This window comes from Rhizobium sp. AN5 (genome assembly GCF_900215255.1).
GTDB classification, from domain to species: Bacteria; Pseudomonadota; Alphaproteobacteria; order Rhizobiales; family Rhizobiaceae; genus Agrobacterium; species Agrobacterium tumefaciens.
Genome location: NZ_OCMJ01000003.1, coordinates 1644328 through 1667736 on the forward strand (window position 1 = coordinate 1644328; position 23409 = coordinate 1667736).

Sequence of the window (23409 nt, forward strand, 5' to 3'; positions counted from 1 at the left end):
CTATTGGACCGAAAAGCCTCTGATGACTGGTGGTTAAGCCCAACCCTTCAGCGCCCGGCCGGAATAATAGCTGGGCGTTGTGGCGCGGTAGATCGGTATGCTGGCGGCGCCGAGATGGGGCAGGTCGCTCATCATCGATTTGCGTATTTCAGGCGGCTCGACGAAAAAGTCTTCGCCGAGCATTTCCAGCGAGCCAATGCGCTGCACGATATGTTCAAGAACCCAGTCAGGTAGCGATCCGCCAAAAATGATGGCGCCGGGATCCATCGTCCGGGCAACCGTCAGCGCCAGCAGACGAAGCTGGTCGGTCGCCCTTTCCAGCCAGGCAACCACGGCGGGGTGGTCGCAATAGCTTTCATCAATATCCTTCAAACGCCGGATGCCCACTCCGTGGGCGGCCAGCGTGTCGCAAAGGTCCTGTCCAGAGGGACGTGGATGGGATTTGGGAAACAGGCCGCCAAACTCGCCGGCATTGCCGTTCGTGCCGCGATAGAGATGGCGCTGAACCACAACGGCGCCGCCTATGCCATATGTCAGCCAGATCATCGCAAAATTGCGGATGCTTCGACCCGCTCCGTAATACAGTTCCGAGAGGATGACGGTATTGCCATCATTTTCGTGAAAGACCGGGAAATCGAAATAGGGCTGGAAGTCCTTGTCCACGTCGATGTCGCGCCAGCTCTCGAATTGCTTGATGCGAAAGACATGGCCTCGATCACGTTTGAAGTGGCCTGGAAAGCTGATGCCGCAGCCAAGCACATCCTTCTTTTTGATCTTTGCCTTTTCAACCACCTGTCGGGCGGCCGTCTCGGCCATCTCCATGATATGCTCGAAACTGTGCCCCTCAAGCTCCGACCTGATTTCCTGCCTGATCGTGCCGTTGAGATCGGCTAGGCAGACGCGCAGATCGTCCGGGTTGAAGTAGACCCCGAGTGTGAAAAGTCCGTTCGGATTGATCTCGATGGCAGTGGATGGCTTCCCCCTTTTGCCGTCGCTGCGCGCTTCCTCGGCTTCGAGGATTAGGCCGGATTCCAGAAGATTGGCCGTCAGGCGGGTGAGAGTCGGTGCGGAAACATCCATCTCGCGCGCCAGTTCGATGCGCGACATGCCTCCCTTGCCGCGCAGGATTTCGAGCAGACGCCGTTCATTGTAGCCGAGGTCGATCAACCAGGTCTCCCACGAGAAGTTAAGTCGGATGATTAGCGCAATTTCAGTGGCTGTGCACCTTGTTTTCCGGAACGTCCTGACTTTTCAGGTTCGAAGATTAAGCGCGGCTGTCTTCAAATGTTGAGTTTTTTCAGACGGATATTGGATTTTTGTATTCAAGATAAATTGCAGCTTGACTAATTAATTTACGTAAAGAAAATAAATAGCAGACGACGGGTAGCGACACGCAAAATCAATAAGAAATTATGTCGTACTGCCTTGCCAGTCAGGGAACAAAAAAACGGAGCACCCTTTATGCGTCAATCATGCACTATTTTCGCGCGCCTTGTTGCTGGCGCAACTTTCCTTGCCAGTGCGGCTTTCGCCCATGCGGAAGGTACCGTCGTGGTCTATTCGGCAGCGCCGCAGCAGCTTATGGATGAGTTGCTGCCGATGTTTGAAAAGAAGACCGGCACCAAGGTCGAGCTTGTCAAAGCCGGTTCCGGCGAGCTGATGAACCGCATCAAGGCGGAAAGCGGCAAGGCGGCTGGCGACGTGATCTGGAGCGTTGATGGCACCGTCATCGACTTTTCCGCCGACCTCTTCGAACCTTACAAGCCTGTCGAGGCAGCATCGATCAACCCTGCCTTTTCGCCGAGCACCAACTGGGTTCCTTTTACCGCAGTCGTTACGGCCTTCATCGTCAACAAGGAAGCGCTGAAAGGCGCGCCGGTTCCGACATCCTGGGCCGATCTTGCCAAGCCCGAATATAAGGGTCTGATTTCCTCGGCCCGTGCCGATCAGTCCGGCTCCGCCTATATCCAGATGGCGACGGTTTTGCAGGATTTCGACAGTGAGGAGAAGGGCTGGGAAGTTTATACCGGCATTCTCGGCAACTCCGTTCTTTCCACCTCTTCAGGCGCTGTTCCGCGTTTCGTCAATGATGGCGAGCAGGCGGTCGGTATCACGCTCGAAGACGCCGCCCTGCGCTACAAACTTGGCAGCGCCCCGGTAGAGATCGTTTATCCGAAAGAAGGCACGGCAATCGCGCCTGACGGCATGGCGCTCGTCAAGGGTGCGCCGAACGCCGAAAACGGCAAGGCCTTCATCGATTTCATCGTCTCCAAGGAAGCGCAGGAAGTCGTGGTGAAAGCCGGTCGTCGCTCGGTCAGAACCGATGTTCCTGCCAATTCGGCGCTCGTTCCGCTGTCCGATGTTCCGGATGCGAAGTACGACTTCAAGTGGGCTGCGGACAACCGCTCGCGCCTGATGGAAAAGTGGAACGAGATCCTGCTCGACGTCCAGTAAGAACATTGCCGGGGGCGGTGCGTCAGGCAGCCGTCCCCTGCTTTCCTCGTTCACAACAGCATTTTCGTTCCGTCCACCGTGGTCGTGTGCCGCGCAGGATATGTCATGGAGCAGCACATGGCCGCCGTAGAAATTACCAGCATCAAGAAAAGTTACCGGGATGTCGTTGCCCTCTCCGACATCAACATCTCCATTCCCTCCGGATCGTTTTTTACGCTTCTTGGACCCAGCGGTTGTGGCAAGACGACCCTCTTGCGCACGATTGCAGGTTTTCACCAGCAGGATAGCGGCAGCATCAGCATCGAAAGACAGGCGATCGAACATGTGCCCGCCCACAAGCGCGATGTCGGCATGGTCTTTCAGGATTATGCGGTGTTTCCGCATATTTCGGTGTTTGACAACATTGCCTTCGGTCTGAAACAGCGCAAGGCGTCTTCAGCCGAGATCCGCGAACGGGTCGGCAAGATTCTCGATGTCGTGCAGCTCGCTCCCTATGCCAAGCGTATGCCTCACGAACTCTCCGGCGGCCAGCAGCAGCGTGTGGGTCTTGCGCGCGCACTCGTCATCAACCCGAAAGTGCTGTTGATGGACGAGCCGCTGTCCAACCTCGACGCCAAACTTCGCGTGGACCTGCGCCGGGAACTGCGTGAAATCCAGCAGGCCATGAACATCACCACCGTCTATGTCACGCATGATCAGGAAGAGGCGCTTGCCATGTCCGATCTGGTTTGCGTCATGTATGGCGGAGTCATTCAGCAGGCTGCACCACCCTGGGAAGTCTACAACAATCCCGCCAACCGCTTCGTCGCGTCGTTCGTGGGCGCAAACAACTTCCTGACGCTTGACCGTGCAGGCGGGCAGACATCCATTTCCGGCCACAAGGTCGCATTGCCGCAGGCGGATGCGATTTCCCCGCAGCGGAAGATCGTCGCCGCCATCCGCCCGGAGGCGATTTCTGTCGGTCCTGCCGCGATCGATGGTGACGAGCGCATCGAACTGCCCGTGACCATAAGACTGGTCAGCTTCACGGGGCGTGAGATGAACGTTGCAGCCGTTCTCTCGTCGGGCGAGGAAATCGAGGCGATCACCAAGCCATCGCCTGAGATCATTGCACTGCAGCCCAACCAGAAGACCACTTTCTCTTGGCGCGCGGCCGATGCGAAGCTGTTCGGCGAGGGCGTAACCGGGGAGCGCCTGTCATGACGGATATGACTGCGACTGCAACTCCCGGCGGTTTCCGCCTGCGACTGCCAGGTTTTTGGACAAGCGTGACGGTGTTTGCCGTCATCCTGCTGGCGATCTTCCTGATCCTGCCGATTTTTAGCGTCTTCTTCATCAGTTTCTTTGATGCCAAAACCGGTGCGTTCGGTCTCAGCAACTATGCGGAAGTGTTCACACGGCGTTTTTATACCGTCGCACTCTGGAATACGCTTCTCATCGGTGTGCTGGGCATGCTGGGCGCCTGCCTTCTCGGTATTCCGCTTGCCTTTTGCACGTCCCGTTATCGCATAAAGGGGCGCACTTTCATTGCCACCTTCGCGGTTCTGGTTCTGTGCGCACCGCCGTTCATTGGTGCTTATGCCTGGATTATGCTGTTCGGTGCCAATGGTGCTGTCACCAATCTCTTGTCCTTCGCCGGCATTTCATTGCCGACGATCTACGGGATCCCGGGCATCGTGATGGTCTTCAGCCTGAAGTTCTTTCCCTACATCTTCCTGATGACGGAGAACGCGCTGAACACCATCAACAAGTCCTATGAGGACGCGGCGGAAAATCTCGGCTGCACGGCGTTCGAACGTTTCCGCAAGATCACCTTGCCGCTGGTCTTTCCGGCAGTCAGCACCGGCGCGATCATCTGCTTCGTGCTGTCCATCGCCGACTTCGGAACGCCGGCAATCCTCGGCAAGGGCATCAGAACACTTTCGACCATCGCCTATGCGCAATACACCTCCGAAATGGCCGGTACGCCGACCATGGCGGTAACGATTTCCATGGTGATGATTGCAATTTCGATGGCGGCACTTCTTTTGCAGCGGCACATTCTTGCCAAGCGCCGTTACGCCAGTTCACTGACCAACAGGCCGGTAAAGCAGTCCATGCGCCCGTTGAAGTCGTTCATCGTGCACGGCTTCTGCTATCTGGTCGTCTTCATCGCCATGCTGCCGTCGCTCACGGTCATCTACACCTCGTTCCTCGCAACCAGCGGTCCCGTCTTTACCGGCGGCTTCGGGTTGGACAGCTATGCCCGTATCCTTCGTGATTCACCGCAGGCGATTGCCAACAGTTTCACGTTTGCACTGGCTGCCGTGATACTGATTGCGATCGTTTCCGGCCTGCTGTCCTTCATCGTGGTGCGACGCGACAATGCGGTCTCCGGCTCGCTCGATCTCCTGCTGATGGTGCCTTACCTCATTCCCGGCGTTGTCATGGCGATCGGTTACGTCACGACGTTCCGCTATCCGCCCTTTGATATCACCGGGACGGCGCTTATCATCATCCTCCTGGTGTTTATCCGCCGGCTGCCCTACGGCGTCCGCTCCACGACATCGATCCTCAGGCAGATCAAGCCGTCCATCGAGGAGGCCGCGGTCAATCTCGGGGCTTCGCCGGCAAAGACCTTCGTGTCGGTGACGGTGCCGCTGATGCTGCCCGGTCTCATCATCGGTTCGCTGATGAGCTTCATAACGGCTATCAACGAGTTGTCCTCGACGCTGATCCTCTACACGGCACGAACGATCACCATGCCGGTTCTCATCTATGTTCAGGTGATCGATGGTGAATTCGGCACGGCGGCGGCGCTTTCAACCGTCCTTCTGGTCAGCACAGGGCTTTGTGTCTTCATCGTGTTCCGCCTCTCGGAAGACAAAGAAGCCTCTTTCGTCTGAAACCATACCAGCCCTCACCAAACGACTGCAGGAGCGGCGACATAAGTGTCGCCGCCAGCCTCCCTCTGCCCAGCCTCCCTCTGCAAGGAATACACGACGATGAATATCGCGAGCTTTTCGCAATCGAAATACAAGAACGCCGCAGCGCCCGGGGACGATGTGGCACTGATCATACCGGGACGGGTTCTGGCCGTTTTTGATGGTGCGACCGACCCGACCGGTGCAAGTTACGGCGGGTTGAGCTCGGGCCGTATCGCAGCACTCGCTGCCGCAAATGCCGTGGCGAAAATGGGCCTCGATGGCACGCTGGAAAAAATTGCCGCGCCTCGGCTTTTTCAAGACATCAGCGATATCCTGAAGCAAGAGGCCGAGCGCATCAATGCCAGCCATCCACCCTCGACAACCCTGGCAATCGTTGCTGACTTGGGAGACAGTTTCCGCCTGCTTCTGGCCGGCGATTCCGGTGTGCGTATCAACGGCTCCCGGTTGCTGCAGCATGCCAAGCTTATAGACAAGGTGAGTACATCGGCGCGCATCCTTGTTTTCAAACAGCTTTTTGCCGCTCTGAGGGATGGTGATGTAGCCGAGGCACGCACGCGCGCAACCATCTTTTCCGGCCTGCGTTCCGCTGTCGAAAACGGCATCATGACTGCGCCGGAGGCGGAGAATGTTGTCATTGCCGCAGCCCGCATGAGCGGTCTTGAGAGCGATATCGAAGCGGTCGAGGAATTCCTGATGGGCGGAATTCGCGTCCAGCCGCAATTCGCAAACAGGCAGGGACACGTACTGGGATACGCCTCGGTCAATGGCGGAAAGGTCATAGAAGAGGGGACGGTCGATCTTAGCATCGCCAAGGACACGCTTGTGAGCCTTGAAATCTTTTCCGACGGTTATCTGTCTCTGCCAGCTGGAACCGATATTGCTGACTGGGAAGCGGAATTTGACCGCGTCGAGGCGGCAGATTTTCATAAACTCGCCGACTATCCGTCGGTGAAAGGCTCGACAAGCACCGAATTCAGCGATGACCGAACGGTCGTCTGCCTGAATGTTGGGTAAAGACGGCTAGTCCATTACACAGGTATTTGAGGGCCGGGCAGGACCTTGACACATGGGGCTTGCCCCTAGGAGATCGTGACGGTTCAATCTTGATAGTGAGGACATGAACGCCATCGACGCGGAAGCACTATCCGCGTCGAAGACGGCAGGCGACGATCACGAGCATGACAGTGTGAAAGCCCCGACCGATGTCATATCGATATGGGTGTCGGCGGCAAGGTCGCTTGTTATCGCACCACAAAGGCTGCCGGTGGTGACGATCTGTCCGCGTTTCAGCGTTCCATTCCTGTTGAGGGGGGAATTGGCGAAAGCGATGAGCGGGGCGAGCGGATCGGTATTAGGGTGTTTCACCACGGCATCGAAACGGATATCTGTGCCTTCGGTCACCGTTAGATGCGGCAGATCGCCGGTATTGTCGGCAAAGGTATCAACGATTGCCGCGTCTATTTCCGGCCCGAGAACAAACCCGCGATTGGCAAGGCGATCCGCCAGAAAGAGCGGGAAGGGAACCTGGTTCTTTTCCACCAGCCGGTAGCCGAGCAGCTCGACACCGAGGTGAACGGCGTCGATATGCGTCAATATATCGGCCCTGCTTAGCGGGGTTGCGGTTGCGGCGGGAATATCTGAGGCGAGCGTGAAGCAGATTTCCACCTCGATGCCTTCGACGTCCGCTCCCGAAAAGGACGCGATATTGTCGTCACCGACGCGGTAACAATCGACCATCGGCGCAGCGACCGCCGTACCATCAGGCCGGATCGCGAGCTTCCAGCCTCCCACTGTTTTACCGGACGCTTCAACAAAAGCACCTTGAACGGCCATGGCCTCCTCAAGACTACCGGGAACGAGACCATCCGCCTCAATCGTCGCCAGCGGAATTTTAGTGCTGTCCAGGCCTGCTTTTACAAGGCCTTGGGCCAGTTTTTCGATTGCCGTCATTCCCGTCATGATCCTTGCTGCTGTCTAATTGCCGAATGCTGTCACGATTTGACGCTGTTTGCCAAGGCCATCAATGCCAAGTTCGACAACATCTTCGGCTTTCAGGAAGACTGGCGGCTTCATTCCAAGGCCGACGCGGGGCGGCGTACCGGTCGTGACGACGTCACCGGGCATGAGCCGCATCGAGCCAGAGCACGAGGTTTTGTAGATCGTCGATTTGGTCCGGATTCACAAGCCATGGGCCGAGCGGGCTCAAGCTTTGGCCGCCGAGGAGGGGGCAATCGTGGTTGCCATCCATCAGGGGAAGGAAGTCGTCGGCACCGTGAGCGTTTCCGCGCCGCTAATACGGTTGAGCGATGAACGCGTGGCAGATTCTGCCGCTCCTGGTGAGAGCAGCGAGCGATATGGATATCGCCTTGTAATCGGCATTAACCGGACGAAGGTACCTGGTGTAACAGGCAAGCTTAATAAGGATCGGGCGGCAATGCCGCCCGATAATTGTTTGACTTAGGCTACGTCCGCATCGAACTGGATGCTGTGCAAGCGCTTGTAGAGACCATCCGTTGCGAGCAACTCGCGACGGCTTCCCTGCTCCACAACCTGACCATTATCCATGACGACGATCTTGTCAGCGCGGTTGATCGTGGAGAGCCGGTGAGCAATGACAATCGATGTCTTGTTAAACGTCAACCGCTCAAGCGCGTCCCGGACAAGCGCTTCGGATTCCGAATCGAGCGCGCTCGTTGCTTCATCGAGGATCAATATGTCCGCATCTCTCAGCATGGCGCGGGCGATGGCAACACGCTGACGCTGGCCGCCAGAGAGACCAGAGCCGTTTTCGCCGAGCTTGCTATCATAACCATCGGGCATGTTCATGATGAAATCATGTGCGTTGGCCGCTTTGGCCGCAGCGATGATTTCCTCATCTGTAGCATTGTCACGACCGACAGAAATGTTGTGCTTCACCGTTCCCGAGAAGAGGAAGGTTTCCTGGCCCACGTAAGAAACATGCTCGCGCAGGCTGGCAAAGGACACATCGCGCAAATCCATTCCGTTGATCTCGACCGAACCGCTTTGCGGATCATAAAGACGCATCATGAGGTTGATGATCGTCGACTTACCGCTGCCGGAAGGCCCGACCAGCGCAGTCATCTTGCCACCCTCGAAGAGGACGCTGACGTCCTTCAGAACCGGCTGGTTAGCAACATACTCGAAGCTGACGTTCTTGAGCTCCACATTGCCGCTCGCCTTGGGGAGCGGCTGCGCATCCTTCTTCTCGGCAAGCGTCAACGGTGCGTCCAGAACCTCGAACATCATGCGCACGCCGATCATGCCGCCTTCGATCTGGACACGCATGCGGGCGAGACGCTTGGCTGGCTCATAGGCGAGAAGCAGGGCAGTAATGAAGGCCATCAGGTCGCCCGGCGAACCACCTTTTTCAAGAACGGTGTAACCGGATACGGCGATGACGGCAGCAATGGCGAGGCCAGACAGGGTCTCCATGATCGGGCTGGTCGCCGCTTCAAGCTTCGCAATGCCATTGGCGCGTTGCTCTACGTCGGACACAGCCTTGTTCATGCGCTGGCGCATCAGTTTTTCGAGAGAGAATGCCTTGATGACGCGAACGCCGATGCTGGTTTCCTGCACGACATTGACGATTTCGCCGAGCGAAGCAAGTTCCGCTTCCATGATCTTGCGAACACGACGTAGAACGAGACGAACGCTGAAGATCGCCAAAGGACCGATAATCATGGAAATCGCACTCAGAAGGAAATTCTGGGCGAACATCACGATAATCAGGCCAAGGAGTGAAAAGAGGTCACGGACGAAAGACGTTACGATCGTGTCTATGACGCTTCGGGCCGCTTGTGCATTGTAGGTGACGCGTACGAGCAATTCGGAGGACGGCAGGTTTTGAAAAAAGGAGACTCCCTGTTTCAATAACCGGTCATAGATTTTTCGCTGTTGCTCGGCAACAATGCTGTTGCCCGCTTTGCTGAGGTAGTAGCTCTGCACGAAGGTGGCGAAGCCTTTAACGATGAAAATGGCTGCAACTGCAAACGCGATCTCAAGGACAACGTCGAAACCCTGCTTCAGATAAACACTGTTGACGATATCACGCATGATCCATGCGCTGAGAGAGGTCGTACCTGCGACGATAAGCATTGCCGCAATCGCCGCAGAATACCAGCCAACGTGTTTTTTGAAGTTTTCCTTAAAGAGCCGCGCTAGCAGCTTTTTGTCGTCTGGCGACAAAAATGATCCGATCACTGCAATATCCTTGCGAATTCAAGATAAATAATGTTCCGAGATAAGACCTGCTCACCGCCCCATGGCAAAGGTAATTGTCGTGTCACCCAGTCAGCATGTCAGTTGTATTCACCTTGTTACACTGGTCAATCCACGTTGCGCTACTTAAGTCGACCGTTACTTAGGGATATCCGACGCGCGAATCCAGATATTCCGGTAACGATTTGCGCATGTCAGGACGAGACGCTTCTGTCCAGAGCTATATGTGGCCCGCATTAGCCGCTAGGAAATAGTCCCCCGCATTCTGTCTGTCAATATCGGCGTGCTGGCCTGGTTCTCGCGCAAACCGCGATATGCCTTCTCATTGCGTTCTCCGAATTAATTGTAATATTAGATGTGAAACTACTCTATATTATATCGATTTATTTGCTTAATATTCATGTTTATTTATAATTATATTATAAAAATAAAATATTATAAAAACGAAATATTTTTATTTTTATGATATTTGTATGGACTCATTTTAAATTTAGTCGTAACTGTAGATTCTATGTGATAAAAATCACTATAAATAGTAAGATTATATTGATTTGCTGAAGGTTTACTTTGAGAAATAATTTTGTGTACGATGAAGTTAAGATGTTCGGGTTAAGTGTACCGGATATCGAGGTGCTGGCACAAAGATATTATTCGCAATGTGCAGAAGATCTTATTGTCGTTAGTATACTAAAAGCACTATCCATACGGGGACGTTTCGATCTGTCGATAGAGCGATATCTGGAGATTGGGGCAAATCATCCTATTGCCACCAGCGCGACCTATCTTCTTTCTCTCGAGTTAGGGATGAGTGGCGTCCTCGTTGAGGCAAATCCCGCGCTCATAGCCGATCTGAAGAAAGTACGAAAACAAGACATTGTTTTGAACAAGGCTATTATCGTCGGCGATTCCGAGTCTGTGGAACTTTTCGTATCAAATCAAAATGAACTATCTTCCCTTTCGAGGCGGTTTGTCGAAGATTGGCAAGACGGCGCGATAGGAGTGAAAGAGGTTGTCACCGTTCAGGCATCTCGTATGAACGATGTGCTGGAAGAGTTTTTTTCTGAGCGCGCGCCGTTGTATCTATCGATCGACACCGAAGGTTTGGACCTTGATTTACTGGAGGACGTAGATTGGGACCGTTGGCGTCCTGCCGTAGTTCAAGCTGAGCCGTCGGAACACTTTATTGAGAACAATGCTGAACTGATCTCTCAATTGCTGGAGAGTAAAGGTTACGTTCTTGTCGCGAAGACAGCAGTCAATCTGATATTTATGGATGTCAACTTAGCCGTAAAAAATGGCTTGTCTCTAGCCGACGAAAAGAGCGCGGATATAGAGAGTAGCCTTAGTCCCGTTGGTGTAGGAATTGTGACCCGAACGAAGGATCGCACCGTACTGCTCCGGAGGGCGCTGGAAAGCGTGAAGCACCAGACATATGAAGATTGGAAATTGGTTGTCGTAAATGATGGCGGGCAAGCTGAACCCGTTGATTGGCTTGTTGCGCAAATCTTTCAAGGAGACGCCAGAGTGAGCGTTCTTCATCATGAGGTATCCAAAGGGATGGAGGCAGCATCGAATGCTGGGCTTGCAACCTTGGATACGGAATATGCGGTCATTCACGATGACGACGATAGCTGGGCGCCGGAATTTCTAGCTTCGATGACCACGACCATTGCTCGCCGGAAGAAGACGTTCCCATCAATTAAGGGAATAGCATGCCGCCTCAACACAGTATTTGAAACTGTCATCGGCAATGAAATCATAATAGAGCGCGTCGAACCCTTTCGATCTTGGCATTCAGACAATCTCGATGAGGGTTTGCTCTCCGTTCAAAAAATGTTGGTTCGTAACCAATTTCCCCCCATTGCATTTATGTTCGACCTACCCGCCGCTCGACAGATTGGGCTTTTTGACGAGAGTCTGCCTGTTCTCGGCGACTGGGATTTCCATACGCGTTTCATCCTTAAGCATGATGTTTGGGTGATTCCCGAGTTTTTGAGCTTTTACCATCATCGGGTTTCGTCGACGGGTGCACTGGGAAATACTGTGCATGCCGGTGCAGATCGACATCGCCTTTACAATCAAAAAATTCGCAACGATCTGATACGCCAAGTCGCCGGCGAAAATGGGGAAAACCGAATCGCAGTGACCATTCCCATGGAAGTACAAGAGCTTACGCAAAACGAATTCAGTCACATTTTATGGCGATTGTGGCAAATGGAGGAGGCTATCAAAAGTCTGCGGCACGAGCGTCCGAGATGGCGTCAGAATATTTCTCGTTCGTTCCGGCGGTGGAGAAACCGCGTTCTCGGTCGTGCGATCGAAGGATAATTCCATGTATGATTTAGTGACATTCGATATTTTTGATACGCTCGTACATCGCAAATTGCGTGCGCCTGTAGATGTTTTCGAAGCGGTGCGCGTAGCGACCCTGCAGAGCAATATCGCGCTTCTCAACCATGACCTTCTCGCTTCATTCAGCCATCACCGCATGCAGGCCGAAAAGGACGCGCGCGACATCTTTGCTGCTGCGTCACGAGGTGAAGGCGAAATCAACCTCGATGAGATTTACCATCGTTTTGAAGTCCTTACAGGATGTAGTTCTGAGGTGAGAGAATTGCTCCGTGCCAAGGAGCTTGAGCTAGAAAAAACTTTCCTCTTTGCAAGCAAAAAAGGCCTGCAGGTCTTCGAGGAGCTACGCAACAAAACCAAAAAGCTTGCATTTGTTTCGGATATGTACCTGTCCTCGTCATGGCTGAGGAAGATGCTAGAGGAGAAGGGATTTGCGAACCTATGCGACGTTCCCATTTTTGTTTCAGGAGAGCTCAGGAAAAGCAAACACAGCGGTGAACTCTATGCGGAAGTTAGAACCAGACTAAATATCGCCCAAGATGCAAATTGGCTGCACGTCGGAGACAACAGTTGGTCGGATGTTAAACAGGCACAGAAACATTCAATCAAAACCCGTTGGGCAGACTGGGCGATAGTCGATAATCAACGATTGGTTTGTGCTCGTTCGCGGAGTGACTATACGGTCAATAGCATCATCGAGTTTTTCGCTACGCCGCAGGCGCGACAATTCCTACCCGAGAATGGCTACGAACGTGTTGGGTATCGAATATTCGGACCTTTGATTTTCGGATTCATGCTGTGGCTATGTGCGAAGGTGCTTGAAACGAAAGTCGAGCAGGTTGCTTTCGTTGCCCGAGATGGATGGCTTCCTCACCGTCTGTTTGAAATTTTGAAAAAGGATGTGGGTTTGGACCACGTCGCTACCTCCTATGTGCATTTTTCAAGACGTGTTGGTCATCAAGTCGGAATAAGAGAGTGGGATATCGAAAAGACTTGGGCCCCATTTACAGGCAAGGTCGCTCGACCAATAGAGCATTCCCTAGAGACCGTTGGGTACGACGTAAGAACGATACCGCATCTGCTGGATCAATTCGGACTGGCGGCCAGTAGCCCCGTTTTACACGAGAAGATCAGTGCCGGACGCGACATGCTCAGCACAACTTTTGAGCTTGGACTTAAAGCGGCTTCCGATAGACGAAGGAAATTTCGACCGTATTTCGACCGTCATTTTTCACCAGGCATAAAAACGGCGCTGGTCGATATTGGTTGGAATGGCAATATTCAACGGTACCTGTTGGGAGCGCTCGACCAGAAATATTCGAAAGAAGACTTTGTCGGGCTTTATTTAGGACTGCACTCATCCGCCACGACGAATCGCGACCTAGGCTTTTCTATGCAGGGTTGGTTGTCCCATTATGGCAATCAGCCTCATATCCAAGAGTATCTTCAGTCGGGAGGAGTGGAGCTGCTGGAATTTGCCCTTACTGCGGACCATGGCACGACCTTGGGGTATGAGATAAGCGATACTGGTGAGATTGTTCCGAAACTAGAGGATATTCTGCCTGAGGAACGAGACTATCGCGAAAAGGCTATGAGTGTACAACAGGGTGTCATCAAGTTCGTGGAGGATAACCGCTATCTTCTAAAAATTTACAATCCTGCTGTGATCTCTTCGCCAGCTTGGGCAGCACCTTTCCAGCGACTCGTGACCGATCCACAGCAAGACGAGTTGGATTTGCTCGCTGGACTTTCCCATTCGGACACCGCAGGTGTCACCTCGGCGCGAATCGTCCTCGCTGCTCGACAGCCCGATAACATTCGAAAATCGAAACGGCGGATGCGATTAGCCAGAGATGAGGCATTTTGGAAGGTTGCCTTTGACCGATTGAACAAGTGAAAATGGTTGCTTCTCTTGATTTGCAGGACTTGAGAGAAGTATCTCGAATCCAGCTTCACTGGAGCTTTCTGTGTAAGCATTTAAGTAAAATGTGCGCTCTAAGTGGGGCGCCCATTCCCAACGTTGGACCGCACAACGAGCAGCCCTAGGAGGGCTGTACTGACAGTTTTTTGTGCGACCGGCAGGCGGGTGTTACTCAACGCTGACAGGAGGAGGCGCTACATTTGATCGCAACGGCAGGATCCGCATCTTGCCGCGATCTCTTGGAAAAGAAGCTGCGACGCTTCCGACGACTCAATGGGACCTCAACCACAGCCAAATTGACCATTGCTTCCGTCAATTAGTCAGAAATCACGCTTTGGATTGTCCGTACTGCCGGATCATTTGCTCAATGACGGAGCCGGCAGATGTTCTTGACGTCACCTCGAGAACGAACGATGGCAACATCTTCAGTGCCTTGGCCTTGTGCAAGCGGCACTAGCGCTGAAAATCCGCTCAAGTTGTCCAGCGGCATTCTCAGTTGTGAGTTTACGTCGTCTCTGGGGGTTCTTAAAGCCTCGACATATTTGGGTTTGCCGTCAGATGCGGGGAGTTGAACATAGACTCGCTCATGGACGCTTTTGTCGCCCTCCGCGGGGATAACCCAGCCGGCCAACTTGGCAACGCGAACACCATTATCTTCAACAATTTCGCTTATATCGATTGCGCCGTGGCATTCGGTGGAAACGGCGTTTTCGTCGTTGAACGCTGTTCCGGAAAACCCAATTTTACAATCGTTGACGACTGCGGTGTTCCATTGTCTCTGAACAATAAAGTCAGCGAACTGGGCAGGTGGCATACTATTGTTTCCGCAAGATACAAGCGCAGCAACCTTTCCGGCATCCATGTAATGATCCGGATTTGCCAAAACGAGTTGCGTATCGGGAAAGCCATCTTTTATCATGAAAGACTTACGTTCTGCCATGTAAGTAAATGTCGAGCTCCAATCGTTACCCGCCGCGATAAACTGGCGGTCTTCAGGAAGCGCGTTGCGAAGAGACTTCCCTACGGCCACATCTCGATCGTAACCGTTGAATTCTTGCGAGATCGCTGGATAGTACTTGATGGAGAAATAAATGTAGTTAGACGCGATAATGATAACGACAAGGGTCATAACCTTTTTCGGTGCGAAACCGTACAATGTTCCCAGAGCGACCGCCGCCGCCAACAAGAGGAAAACCAGGTTTGCGGACTGATAGTAAGTGTGCACTAAATGCAGATTGGGGAACATAAAAAATGGTAAAAAACCAAGCGCCAGCGCTATGCAAAAGAGCACAAGTTCGATCTTTCGTCCCTGCTTGATGCACCATATTGGAAAGTAAACGAACAAGACCAACCCAACGACAGCGCCGAGATTTCCAACGAACATCCTGATCAGGATGACTTTTTCGTAGAGCGCTGGTTCAAATCTTTGAGCGAATGTGCCCCAGTTCCAAGGGCTCAACCGGGCGGATGTAAGATACTGACCCAATACATTCAGAGACTTTTGATCGTCGGTAAATTTTATCCAGATATAAGCGACTACAACCGGAATTAGAAAGCCGAAAACCGGCACGGCAAGGACTCTCAATTTGAAGAGCGATTTGAAACCCTCCGCCTGACGCAAGGTCACGTAAGCATATATTAAGGCCATCACGATGAGCACGGGTAGTGCTGTCGTCGATTTCTGCAGCAATGCGAGCGTAGCGCACAACAGCAGAAGCGCGTTGCAGCTAGCGGTAAAGCCCTCACGCACACCAAGGGTAAAATAATATAAAAATGCGATGGTAAAGAAAAGCGCGGTCGTCTCGATCATGAAAGATCGTCCCCAATACAAATAAACGGGGGAAGATAGTATCAGTGCCGCAAATATGTACAATGTTTCGCGGTGTAGCTTGAGAAGCCTGAAAATTCCGGCAATGGGCCATAGGCATGCCAATAAAAACAGGTTGCTTACCAACCGTCCCACTGCATCAAGTGACAAGTTGAATGTTTTCGCAATAACGGCAACGATACCCTGGTAGAGCGGAAATTCGAACGGGATCGCCCAAGGTCTGCCGCCGACCGGCGTTTGATAAGCGAGGGCGAAGCCCTCTTTTATAAACCAATAAGACGTCAAAGCCGTCTGAGCCTGGCGAAACGCATACATATCGAGCGGCGGCTGATTGACGTAATATATCGTAAAAAAGGCAGACACACACAGTGTAGCAAACGCTAACAGTGCCAAGCGCGAATTGATGATTGTCATTATGAAACTGCTGCCTTCTGCCTCAAATTTGCTGAGCTATCCCGTTTAGGCTGGAACTTGTCAAGTTGGTCAGGCCCGGGTTGATTCCAACTAATGGATGACGCACTCCCCGCGGCGGCGTTCCCAGGACGTCGTTTTACAGGGGTATATCTCAATTCAGAAAATGAGCGGATAGCAATACGGCACTTATTCTCGTATAGGCGATAGCGAAACAACAACGTAAGGGCCATTATGAGTTTCAACCATTCATCAGAAGGACATAGTTCCACAGAGAGTGACGCCCTCTCGGAATTACCCATCATTGTTGATTTGGATGGAACGCTTCTTCTGTCGGATACACTTTATGAAGCTGCGGCGCTCTCGTTATTTCGGAAACCTTTGGCATTGATGTCGGCCCTGCCAACTCTTTCGCGTGGTCGCCATGTGCTGAAAGCCACGATTGCCAAACAGGTTGATCTTACTTCGCTTGTTTTGCCTTTCCGTGAGGATCTTGTAAACTGGTTGCGCCAGAAAGCCGGTGAGGGGCATACTCTGCATTTGTGTTCCGCCGCCGACCAGACGATCGTCGATGTTGTTGCGGCCAAGTTAGGAATATTCAATTCCGCCGTAGGGTCCAGTGAGAGCAACCTGAAAGGTCCGGCCAAAGCAAGCTATCTGGCCTCGCGTTTTCCCGAAGGTTTCATCTATGTGGGCGACAGCGGCGCAGACCTCGCGGTTTGGGCCGCTGCGGATGCGATAGTTTTGGCCGGTGCGAGCGACGGCGTTGCCGCCAAGGCTCGAAAACTCGACAAGCCCGTTGTCGCTGAGTTTTCCAACTCGCCGATCGGCTTGAAAGGGTTTTTGAAGGCGATTCGCGTTCATCACTGGACAAAAAATGTTTTGATTTTCGTTCCGATGATCCTTGCCCACGAGTGGGCAAATGCAGCTTTGCTCATCGAGACGCTCTTGGCATTTCTTTGTCTGCTTGCAGTAACATCCGGTACGTATCTTTTGAACGATATTGCGGATCTGCATGCCGACCGACAGCACTGGTCGAAACGAAACCGCGCTATGGCCAGTGGCCGTTTGTCGATCAGATTTGGCTTCGTACTCGCTCTAGCGCTTATTTTTATGGGTTTTGTCGCTGCAGCGCTGCTTTCATTGCAGTTCGCTTCTGTGCTTTTAGGTTACTTTATCGTCACGGGGGCTTATTCACTTGGGCTAAAACGTATTCCTCTACTCGATACATTGATAATAGGGATTCTCTTTACATCCCGTGTGGTGATGGGCGCTGTTTTGCTTGAGCACTCGCGTCCGGCTTGGCTGTTGACATTTGCAGTGTTCTTTTTCTTTTCCCTCGCTGTGGCGAAACGACATACCGAGATAGTTCGGGCGTCTACCAGTGGCGCGGCCAGCCTTAAGAGCCGAGGCTATGAAGTGGGAGACGCGCCGCTGACGCTTTCTCTCGGCGTGAGCGCCGCGATGGCTTCGCTTGTCGTTCTCGTTATTTTCATCTTGCTGGAGATGCTGGCGGGCAATGAATATGCGCGTCCCGAATTCCTGTCCGCCATTCCTGTCCTGCTGTCGATATGGCTCGGCCGTATTTGGATATTGGCGCACAGGGGCCGCATGAATGACGATCCCGTGAGTTTCGCCATCAGGGACAATGCGAGTATCGGCCTCGGTGTCGTCATTGCGATCGTTTTTCTGGTCGCGCTATGAGTCGTTTTGCGTCCACCTTTGGAGTTAGTTCGTGGGGCGGTGTCTTGCGGACTCGTCATATGTTGTCGCGTCCGACCTGGCGAGACGAATTGCCATCATTGATGGATGAGGCCCGTCAGCAGGATATTCCGCTTTTGGCGTGCGGTCTGCGCCGTTCCTATGGCGATAGCGGCCTCAACCCGAATGGAGGGTTGATCGACATGACTGCTCTCGACAGGATGGTTTACTTCGACCCTCAAACAAGGGTTCTACGTGCAGAAGCAGGTTTGTCCATCGATGCCATCCTCAGGATCATCGTTCATCAGGGATACTTTATACCGGTTACCCCCGGCACCCGGTTTGTAACGATAGCTGGCGCTATCGCGAACGACGTGCATGGTAAAAACCATCACAGAACCGGAACGATAGGCCGTTGGGTAAGGCGTATCGGCTTGTTGCGGTCGGACGGACAGGAAGTCGAATTGGCTGCGGACGACAGCACCGGCCTCTTCGCTGCGACCATTGGCGGATTGGGGCTAACGGGGCTGATAACGTGGGCAGAACTGGAGGTCATACCCATCCAGAGCGCTATTATTGACGCAGAAAACATCCCATTTGCCAATACACGAGAATTTTTCCGCTTGGCTGAGGAGAGCGAGGCAGGTTTCGAATATAGCGTTTCATGGATTGACTGCCTTTCTGGTGGCGACAAGCTGGGTCGGGGAATTTTCACGCGTGGAAACCACGCCAAAACTGGCTCCCGTTTGTTGGATAATGGCAATACCGTGCTTACCATGCCCGTTAGTTTGCCAGGCTTTGCGATGAACAGCTATTCCATTCGCACCTTCAACGCTGCGTACTTCCACCGGGGCAGTAAGAAAAGCGGAAAAACCAGAACAGGTATTTATCCGTTCTTTTATCCGTTGGACTCAATCGGCCGCTGGAATCGCATGTATGGCCGGAGGGGAATGTATCAATACCAGTCCGTTGTCCCTCCATCGGTGCAGGAAGACGCGACGAATGAGATGTTGAAGACAATCTCAGCGAGTGGACAGGGCTCGTTTCTTGCGGTCCTTAAGACATTTGGGTCGCTCAAGTCGCCTGGAATGCTCTCGTTCCCACGCCAGGGAACGACTTTGGCTTTGGATTTCCCCAATCGGGGAGAAACAACGCTGAAGTTGATGGAGCGTCTGGATGCTATCGTGATGGAGGCTAAAGGACGCCTCTATCCCGCCAAAGATGGCAGGATGCCGGCCAGGATATTCCAAGACGGTTATCCGGATTGGCATCTCTTCTCAAAACATATCGATTCGGGATTTCGTTCAGGTTTTTGGACGCGGGTGGCTCAGGATTAAAGGAAAAAAATTGCGAGTTATTCTCTTGGGAGCAACCTCCTCCATCGCTATGGCGACTGCGCGGATTTATGCCGCTGAAGGCGCATCAATTTTGCTTGTCGGTCGCGCTATGGGCCGTTTGGAGCAAACTTCGGCTGACCTGAAGAGCCGGGGTGCAGGGCGTGTTGAGATTGCTATCTGCGATCTCGCAACGCCAAATGACGCAACCGGTCAACTGCAGGGTTTTGTTGACCAGATCGGTGGTGTCGATCACATTATCCTGGCCTATGGCATTCTCGGCGATCAGCACGCGGCGGAACGCGATATAGAACACGCTGAAGAGATTTTTAGGGTCAATTTCAATTCTGCCGCCGCTTGGTGCCTGGCTTCGGCAGATCTGCTTGAGCGACAGGCTAGGGGCACTTTGGTGGTTATTGGATCGGTTGCGGGTGATCGCGGGCGTCGTGCCAACTATATCTATGGTGCTGCAAAGTCCGGATTGGCTATACTTGTCGAAGGCATTGCGCACCGTTTTGCAAACAAGGGGCCTCGAGCCGTTTTGGTGAAACCCGGGCCGACAATAACTCCGATGACGGAAGGTATGAACAGGTCCGGTCTTCTTTGGGCGAGGCCTGAGCAGATTGCCGCAGTTGTTCATGCCGCAGCTTTACGCGGCGGGCCGGTCGCTTATGCGCCCGGGTTCTGGCGTTACATTATGCTGGTTATCCGAAACATCCCCAGCCGCATCTTCAATCGGATGGAGATATAATGAAGAAAATTCTCATAACCGGCGCTGCGGGCCTAGTGGGGCAAAATATCATTGCGCGTCTCAAGGGTGTCGACGGCCTTGAAATTATCGGTATCGACAAGCATCCAAGCAACACAGCGTTGCTGCGCCAGCTGAACCCTGACATCAAGGTCATTGAAGCCGATCTGGCCGTACCCGGAGAATGGCAAAATGCGTTCCGGGGCGTCGACGCTGTTCTGCTTAATCAAGCCCAGATCGGTGGCTTGGACGAACACGAATTTACCGAAAACAACGTGACCGCGACAGAAAATATCGTCGCGGCAATGCGTATGCATAAAACACCTTATTTCGTGCATATCTCGTCTTCAGTGGTAAATTCAAAAGCCGATGATTTCTACACGCGATCGAAAACGGCTCAGGAACAGTTCATCGATACTGTGACGGATATTCCGCATGTCATTTTGCGTCCAACGCTGATGTTCGGCTGGTTTGATCGTAAGCATCTGGGGTGGCTTCGCCGTTTCATGGATCGCACACCGGTCTTTCCGATTCCGGGCGACGGCAACTTCATCAGGCAGCCTTTGTATGTGGGAGATTTCGCCGCGATCATCATCTCTTCCATGCAAAAAATGCCGACAGGGACTTACGATATCTCGGGGTTGGAGCAGGTTTATTATGGCGACCTGATAAACTTGATTCACAGCACCGTGAAGCCCAAGGCTCGCATCATCTACATCCCCTACAAATTATTTTGGTGGCTTCTTTTTATCTACGGAAAGTTGAGTTCAAAGCCGCCTTTCACAACCAGCCAACTTGAGGCACTTGTGATACCCGAAACATTTCCGGTAATTGATTGGCCGGTAGTCTTTGGAGTGGAGGCAACTCCGTTGCGCAGTGCAATCACCGAGACCTATTTGCACCCGACATACAGCAAGATTGTGCTGGATTTTTAGGAGACAGTACCAATGAGCCGCATTGTGGTGATCGGGGCGGGGGCCATGGGGCTTGCCGCAGCACATCGTGCCGTAAATTTGGGCCACGAGGTTGATCTGGTCGAGAGTGATGCAGTAGCCGGTGGAATGGCTGCCCATTTTGATTTTGGCGGGCTATCTATTGAACGATTTTATCACTTCGTCTGTAAATCCGACGAGCCGACATTTGCGCTGATGCGCGAGCTTGGCATCGCCGATCGCATGAAGTGGCGTGGAACGTCGATGGGATACTTCATGAAAGGCCGGATTCATCCTTGGGGTGATCCAATCTCCCTATTGCGGTTCCCGCATCTGAGTTTGATCGCGAAGTTCCGTACGGGCCTTCAAATGTTCCTGACGACGAAAGCGCGCAATTTTTCGAAGATTGAACATAAGACCGCCCGGCAGTGGCTTGAACAGGGTTCGGGCAAAGAAGTGTATGATACACTTTGGAAGCGTCTGATGGAACTGAAGTTCTACCAACTTGCTGACGATATTTCGGCCTCATGGATAGCTACGCGCGTGCGCCGCATCGGCAATTCCCGGCGTTCGTTATTTCAGGAAGAACTTGGCTATATAGATGGTGGAAGCCAAGTTCTGGTCGATGCGCTTGTCGACGCCTATACAAAACAAGGCGGACGCCTGCACCTCGGCGAAGCCGCCGAATGCGTCCAGTGCCTGGACGGCAAAGTGACAGGTGTACGAACGAAAGAGCGGTTCTTGCCGGCGGATGCGGTTATTTCCACCCTGCCGACGCCGTTGGTCTCCCGCTTGGTGCCTGATCTACCCGAGGCGTCGAAGAAGAAATACGATGAAATCCGCAATATCGGCGTGGTATGCCTTCTCTTCAAATTGAAGAAGTCAATCAGCCGTCATTTCTGGATCAACATCGTGGATGACACCATCGAAATACCCGGACTGATCGAATTTTCGAATCTTCGTCCTGTGAAGGATACAGTCGTTTATGTGCCGTACTACATGCCGACGACGAATCACAAATGGAGCTGGAGCGATCAGCAGTTCATCGACGAAGCTCTGGGCTATATCAAAAAAGTAAATCCAGACGTTGGCGATAGTGACGTTATCGAAGTTAAAGTCGGGCGTCTCGCTTATGCGCAACCCGTCTGCGAGCCAAATTTCTATGAGAAACTACCGCCCGTACAGACCCCGATTTCGGGGCTGCAGATTGCCGACACGTCCTATTATTATCCAGAGGATCGGGGCATTGCGGAAAGCGTAAGGCTGGGCAGATCAATGGCTGAAGCTGCTTTGAAATGAAGCCGATTTCTGAAATGATCTCATCACCTTTCGTTCGTTTTGTGTTGTCAGGTGGCATAGCTGCAGGCGTGAACGTTTTATCGCGAGCAGCATTGTCCACAATCACCAGCTACTCTGTTGCCATCGTGATAGCATACCTTATCGGGATGACGACGGCCTATGGCCTTATGAAGCTATTCGTTTTCGCGGAGTCTGGTCGCCGGCCTGAGGCGGAGTACCTGCGCTTTGGCTTGGTGAACGTGGTTGCGTTGGTGCAGGTGTGGGTTGTGAGCGTCGGGCTGGCTACATGGCTCTTCCCAGTCACTGGGTTCGGTTTTCATCCTGAGGCCGTTGCGCATGTAATCGGCGTTTTAAGCCCGGTCGCTACGAGTTACTTTCTGCATAAGTACTTTACGTTTTCGTCCAGTTAGAGCTGGAGCCAGAACGATGGGAAATCAGACATGTTCGAGAGTGACGTGATCTGGAATGGTTTATCTTCATGTTTTTGAAGCGGTGGAAATAAAATGCAATGTGTGGTTTGCGGCAGCGACAAATTCGTCAATAACAAGGTAATTTGGGATGAGCTCGCTGAGGAATGGGGCATAAACAGCTTCGAACGGGGCTATATTGATCGGCAACAGGGTACGCAGTGTTTGGGTTGCGGGTGTAATATTCGCAGTCAGGCCCTTGCACGTTCTATAATGCGTCATTGGTCGTGGAAGGGGAGATTTGCGGACTTCGTTATTGATAGTAAGGGAAAAAAAGTTCTCGAACTCAATGAGTGCGCACAGCTATCGAACTACCTGAGGCAAATGCCTGATCGAACACTTGCAGAATATCCGGAAGTCGATATGCATTCGCTCCCGTACGCGGATCAAACTTTCGATTTGATTGTCCATTCGGATACTCTCGAGCATGTCGAAAACCCTGTGAAAGCCCTATCAGAGTGCAGACGGGTTTTGAAACCGGGAGGTCTTCTAGCCTATACGGTTCCGATAATTGTAGACAGGCTGACGCGTGATCGGAAGGGATTGCCAAACAGCTACCATGGTGCTCCAAGCTCCAACGCATCCGACTTTCAGGTTGTTACCGAATATGGAGCTGACGCTTGGAAGCATGTCGTTGAGGCTGGGTTTGAAGATGTCTGCCTGAGCACGTTCGACTACCCCGCGGGAATTGCAATTAGTGCATCGTGCGTAAGCGATCATCAGCCGGAAGCCTCATGGTTGGGAAAATTCCTTTCACGAGGAAAAAAATCGTAAGTCTTTTCCAGATGTCCGTCATCTG

17 protein-coding genes and 1 pseudogene are annotated in these 23409 nt (G+C 52.7%); 13 read left to right on the forward strand and 5 right to left on the reverse strand.

What is annotated here, in order from left to right:
* Nucleotides 1–33 precede the first annotated feature (33 nt).
* Complete coding sequence (locus CRP02_RS10995; protein WP_004431088.1) at nucleotides 34–1167, reverse strand: ROK family transcriptional regulator; 1134 nt, start codon at nucleotides 1165–1167, stop codon at nucleotides 34–36.
* 294 nt (nucleotides 1168–1461) lie between these two features.
* Here CRP02_RS10995 and CRP02_RS11000 point away from each other — a divergent pair, with 294 nt between their 5' ends.
* The 4 genes from CRP02_RS11000 (at nucleotide 1462) to CRP02_RS11015 (ending at nucleotide 6395) form a co-directional block, all read left to right on the forward strand.
* Complete coding sequence (locus CRP02_RS11000; protein WP_013762397.1) at nucleotides 1462–2454, forward strand: ABC transporter substrate-binding protein; 993 nt, start codon at nucleotides 1462–1464, stop codon at nucleotides 2452–2454.
* Between the two features lie 117 nt (nucleotides 2455–2571).
* On the forward strand, nucleotides 2572–3657 hold the full coding sequence (locus CRP02_RS11005; RefSeq protein ID WP_004431090.1) for an ABC transporter ATP-binding protein: 1086 nt from the start codon (nucleotides 2572–2574) through the stop codon (nucleotides 3655–3657).
* Complete coding sequence (locus CRP02_RS11010) at nucleotides 3654–5339, forward strand: ABC transporter permease (protein ID WP_097171070.1); 1686 nt, start codon at nucleotides 3654–3656, stop codon at nucleotides 5337–5339. The genes CRP02_RS11005 and CRP02_RS11010 overlap by 4 nt, the downstream gene beginning before the upstream one ends.
* A 99-nt stretch (nucleotides 5340–5438) precedes the next feature.
* Complete coding sequence (locus tag CRP02_RS11015) at nucleotides 5439–6395, forward strand: hypothetical protein (RefSeq protein ID WP_097171071.1); 957 nt, start codon at nucleotides 5439–5441, stop codon at nucleotides 6393–6395.
* 156 nt (nucleotides 6396–6551) lie between these two features.
* Here CRP02_RS11015 and CRP02_RS11020 read toward each other — a convergent pair whose 3' ends face one another.
* From CRP02_RS11020 to CRP02_RS11035, 3 genes and pseudogenes are all read right to left on the reverse strand, one after another.
* Nucleotides 6552–7331 (reverse strand): 2-keto-4-pentenoate hydratase, encoded by a 780-nt coding sequence (locus tag CRP02_RS11020; RefSeq protein WP_097171330.1) that lies wholly within the window; start codon nucleotides 7329–7331, stop codon nucleotides 6552–6554.
* Nucleotides 7332–7355: 24 nt separating this feature from the next.
* A pseudogene (locus CRP02_RS11025) lies at nucleotides 7356–7596 on the reverse strand (fumarylacetoacetate hydrolase family protein); the annotation flags it as partial.
* Nucleotides 7597–7838: 242 nt separating this feature from the next.
* Nucleotides 7839–9602 carry an ABC transporter ATP-binding protein gene (locus CRP02_RS11035; RefSeq protein ID WP_097171072.1) on the reverse strand — a complete coding sequence of 588 codons (1764 nt, stop codon included), beginning with the start codon at nucleotides 9600–9602 and terminating at the stop codon, nucleotides 7839–7841.
* Nucleotides 9603–10202: 600 nt separating this feature from the next.
* Here CRP02_RS11035 and CRP02_RS11040 point away from each other — a divergent pair.
* Together CRP02_RS11040 and CRP02_RS11045 are read left to right on the forward strand one after the other, a co-directional pair.
* Nucleotides 10203–11948, forward strand: a complete 1746-nt coding sequence (locus CRP02_RS11040; protein WP_097171073.1) for a glycosyltransferase — start codon at nucleotides 10203–10205, stop codon at nucleotides 11946–11948.
* 4 nt (nucleotides 11949–11952) lie between these two features.
* Nucleotides 11953–13866 (forward strand): HAD family hydrolase, encoded by a 1914-nt coding sequence (locus tag CRP02_RS11045; RefSeq protein WP_097171074.1) that lies wholly within the window; start codon nucleotides 11953–11955, stop codon nucleotides 13864–13866.
* Between the two features lie 388 nt (nucleotides 13867–14254).
* Here CRP02_RS11045 and CRP02_RS11050 read toward each other — a convergent pair whose 3' ends face one another.
* A complete protein-coding gene (locus CRP02_RS11050) occupies nucleotides 14255–16132 on the reverse strand; it encodes a hypothetical protein (RefSeq protein ID WP_097171075.1) in 1878 nt (625 codons plus the stop codon).
* A gap of 231 nt (nucleotides 16133–16363) precedes the next feature.
* Here CRP02_RS11050 and CRP02_RS11055 point away from each other — a divergent pair, with 231 nt between their 5' ends.
* From CRP02_RS11055 to CRP02_RS11085, 7 genes are all read left to right on the forward strand, one after another.
* Nucleotides 16364–17833 carry a UbiA family prenyltransferase gene (locus CRP02_RS11055; RefSeq protein ID WP_097171076.1) on the forward strand — a complete coding sequence of 490 codons (1470 nt, stop codon included), beginning with the start codon at nucleotides 16364–16366 and terminating at the stop codon, nucleotides 17831–17833.
* Nucleotides 17834–17892: 59 nt separating this feature from the next.
* Entirely contained in the window at nucleotides 17893–19167 is a 1275-nt protein-coding gene (locus CRP02_RS11060) for an FAD-binding oxidoreductase (RefSeq protein ID WP_097171077.1), read from the forward strand.
* 10 nt (nucleotides 19168–19177) lie between these two features.
* Nucleotides 19178–19915, forward strand: a complete 738-nt coding sequence (locus CRP02_RS11065) for an SDR family NAD(P)-dependent oxidoreductase (RefSeq protein WP_323455345.1) — start codon at nucleotides 19178–19180, stop codon at nucleotides 19913–19915.
* Nucleotides 19915–20847 carry an NAD-dependent epimerase/dehydratase family protein gene (locus tag CRP02_RS11070; RefSeq protein WP_097171078.1) on the forward strand — a complete coding sequence of 311 codons (933 nt, stop codon included), beginning with the start codon at nucleotides 19915–19917 and terminating at the stop codon, nucleotides 20845–20847. The genes CRP02_RS11065 and CRP02_RS11070 overlap by 1 nt, the downstream gene beginning before the upstream one ends.
* 12 nt (nucleotides 20848–20859) lie before the next feature.
* On the forward strand, nucleotides 20860–22143 hold the full coding sequence (locus tag CRP02_RS11075; protein ID WP_097171079.1) for an NAD(P)/FAD-dependent oxidoreductase: 1284 nt from the start codon (nucleotides 20860–20862) through the stop codon (nucleotides 22141–22143).
* Nucleotides 22140–22553 carry a GtrA family protein gene (locus CRP02_RS11080; RefSeq protein WP_097171080.1) on the forward strand — a complete coding sequence of 138 codons (414 nt, stop codon included), beginning with the start codon at nucleotides 22140–22142 and terminating at the stop codon, nucleotides 22551–22553. The genes CRP02_RS11075 and CRP02_RS11080 overlap by 4 nt, the downstream gene beginning before the upstream one ends.
* A gap of 93 nt (nucleotides 22554–22646) precedes the next feature.
* Nucleotides 22647–23384: a class I SAM-dependent methyltransferase gene (locus CRP02_RS11085; RefSeq protein WP_097171081.1), complete on the forward strand. Its 738-nt coding sequence runs from the start codon at nucleotides 22647–22649 to the stop codon at nucleotides 23382–23384.
* The last annotated feature ends 25 nt before the right edge of the window (nucleotides 23385–23409 follow it).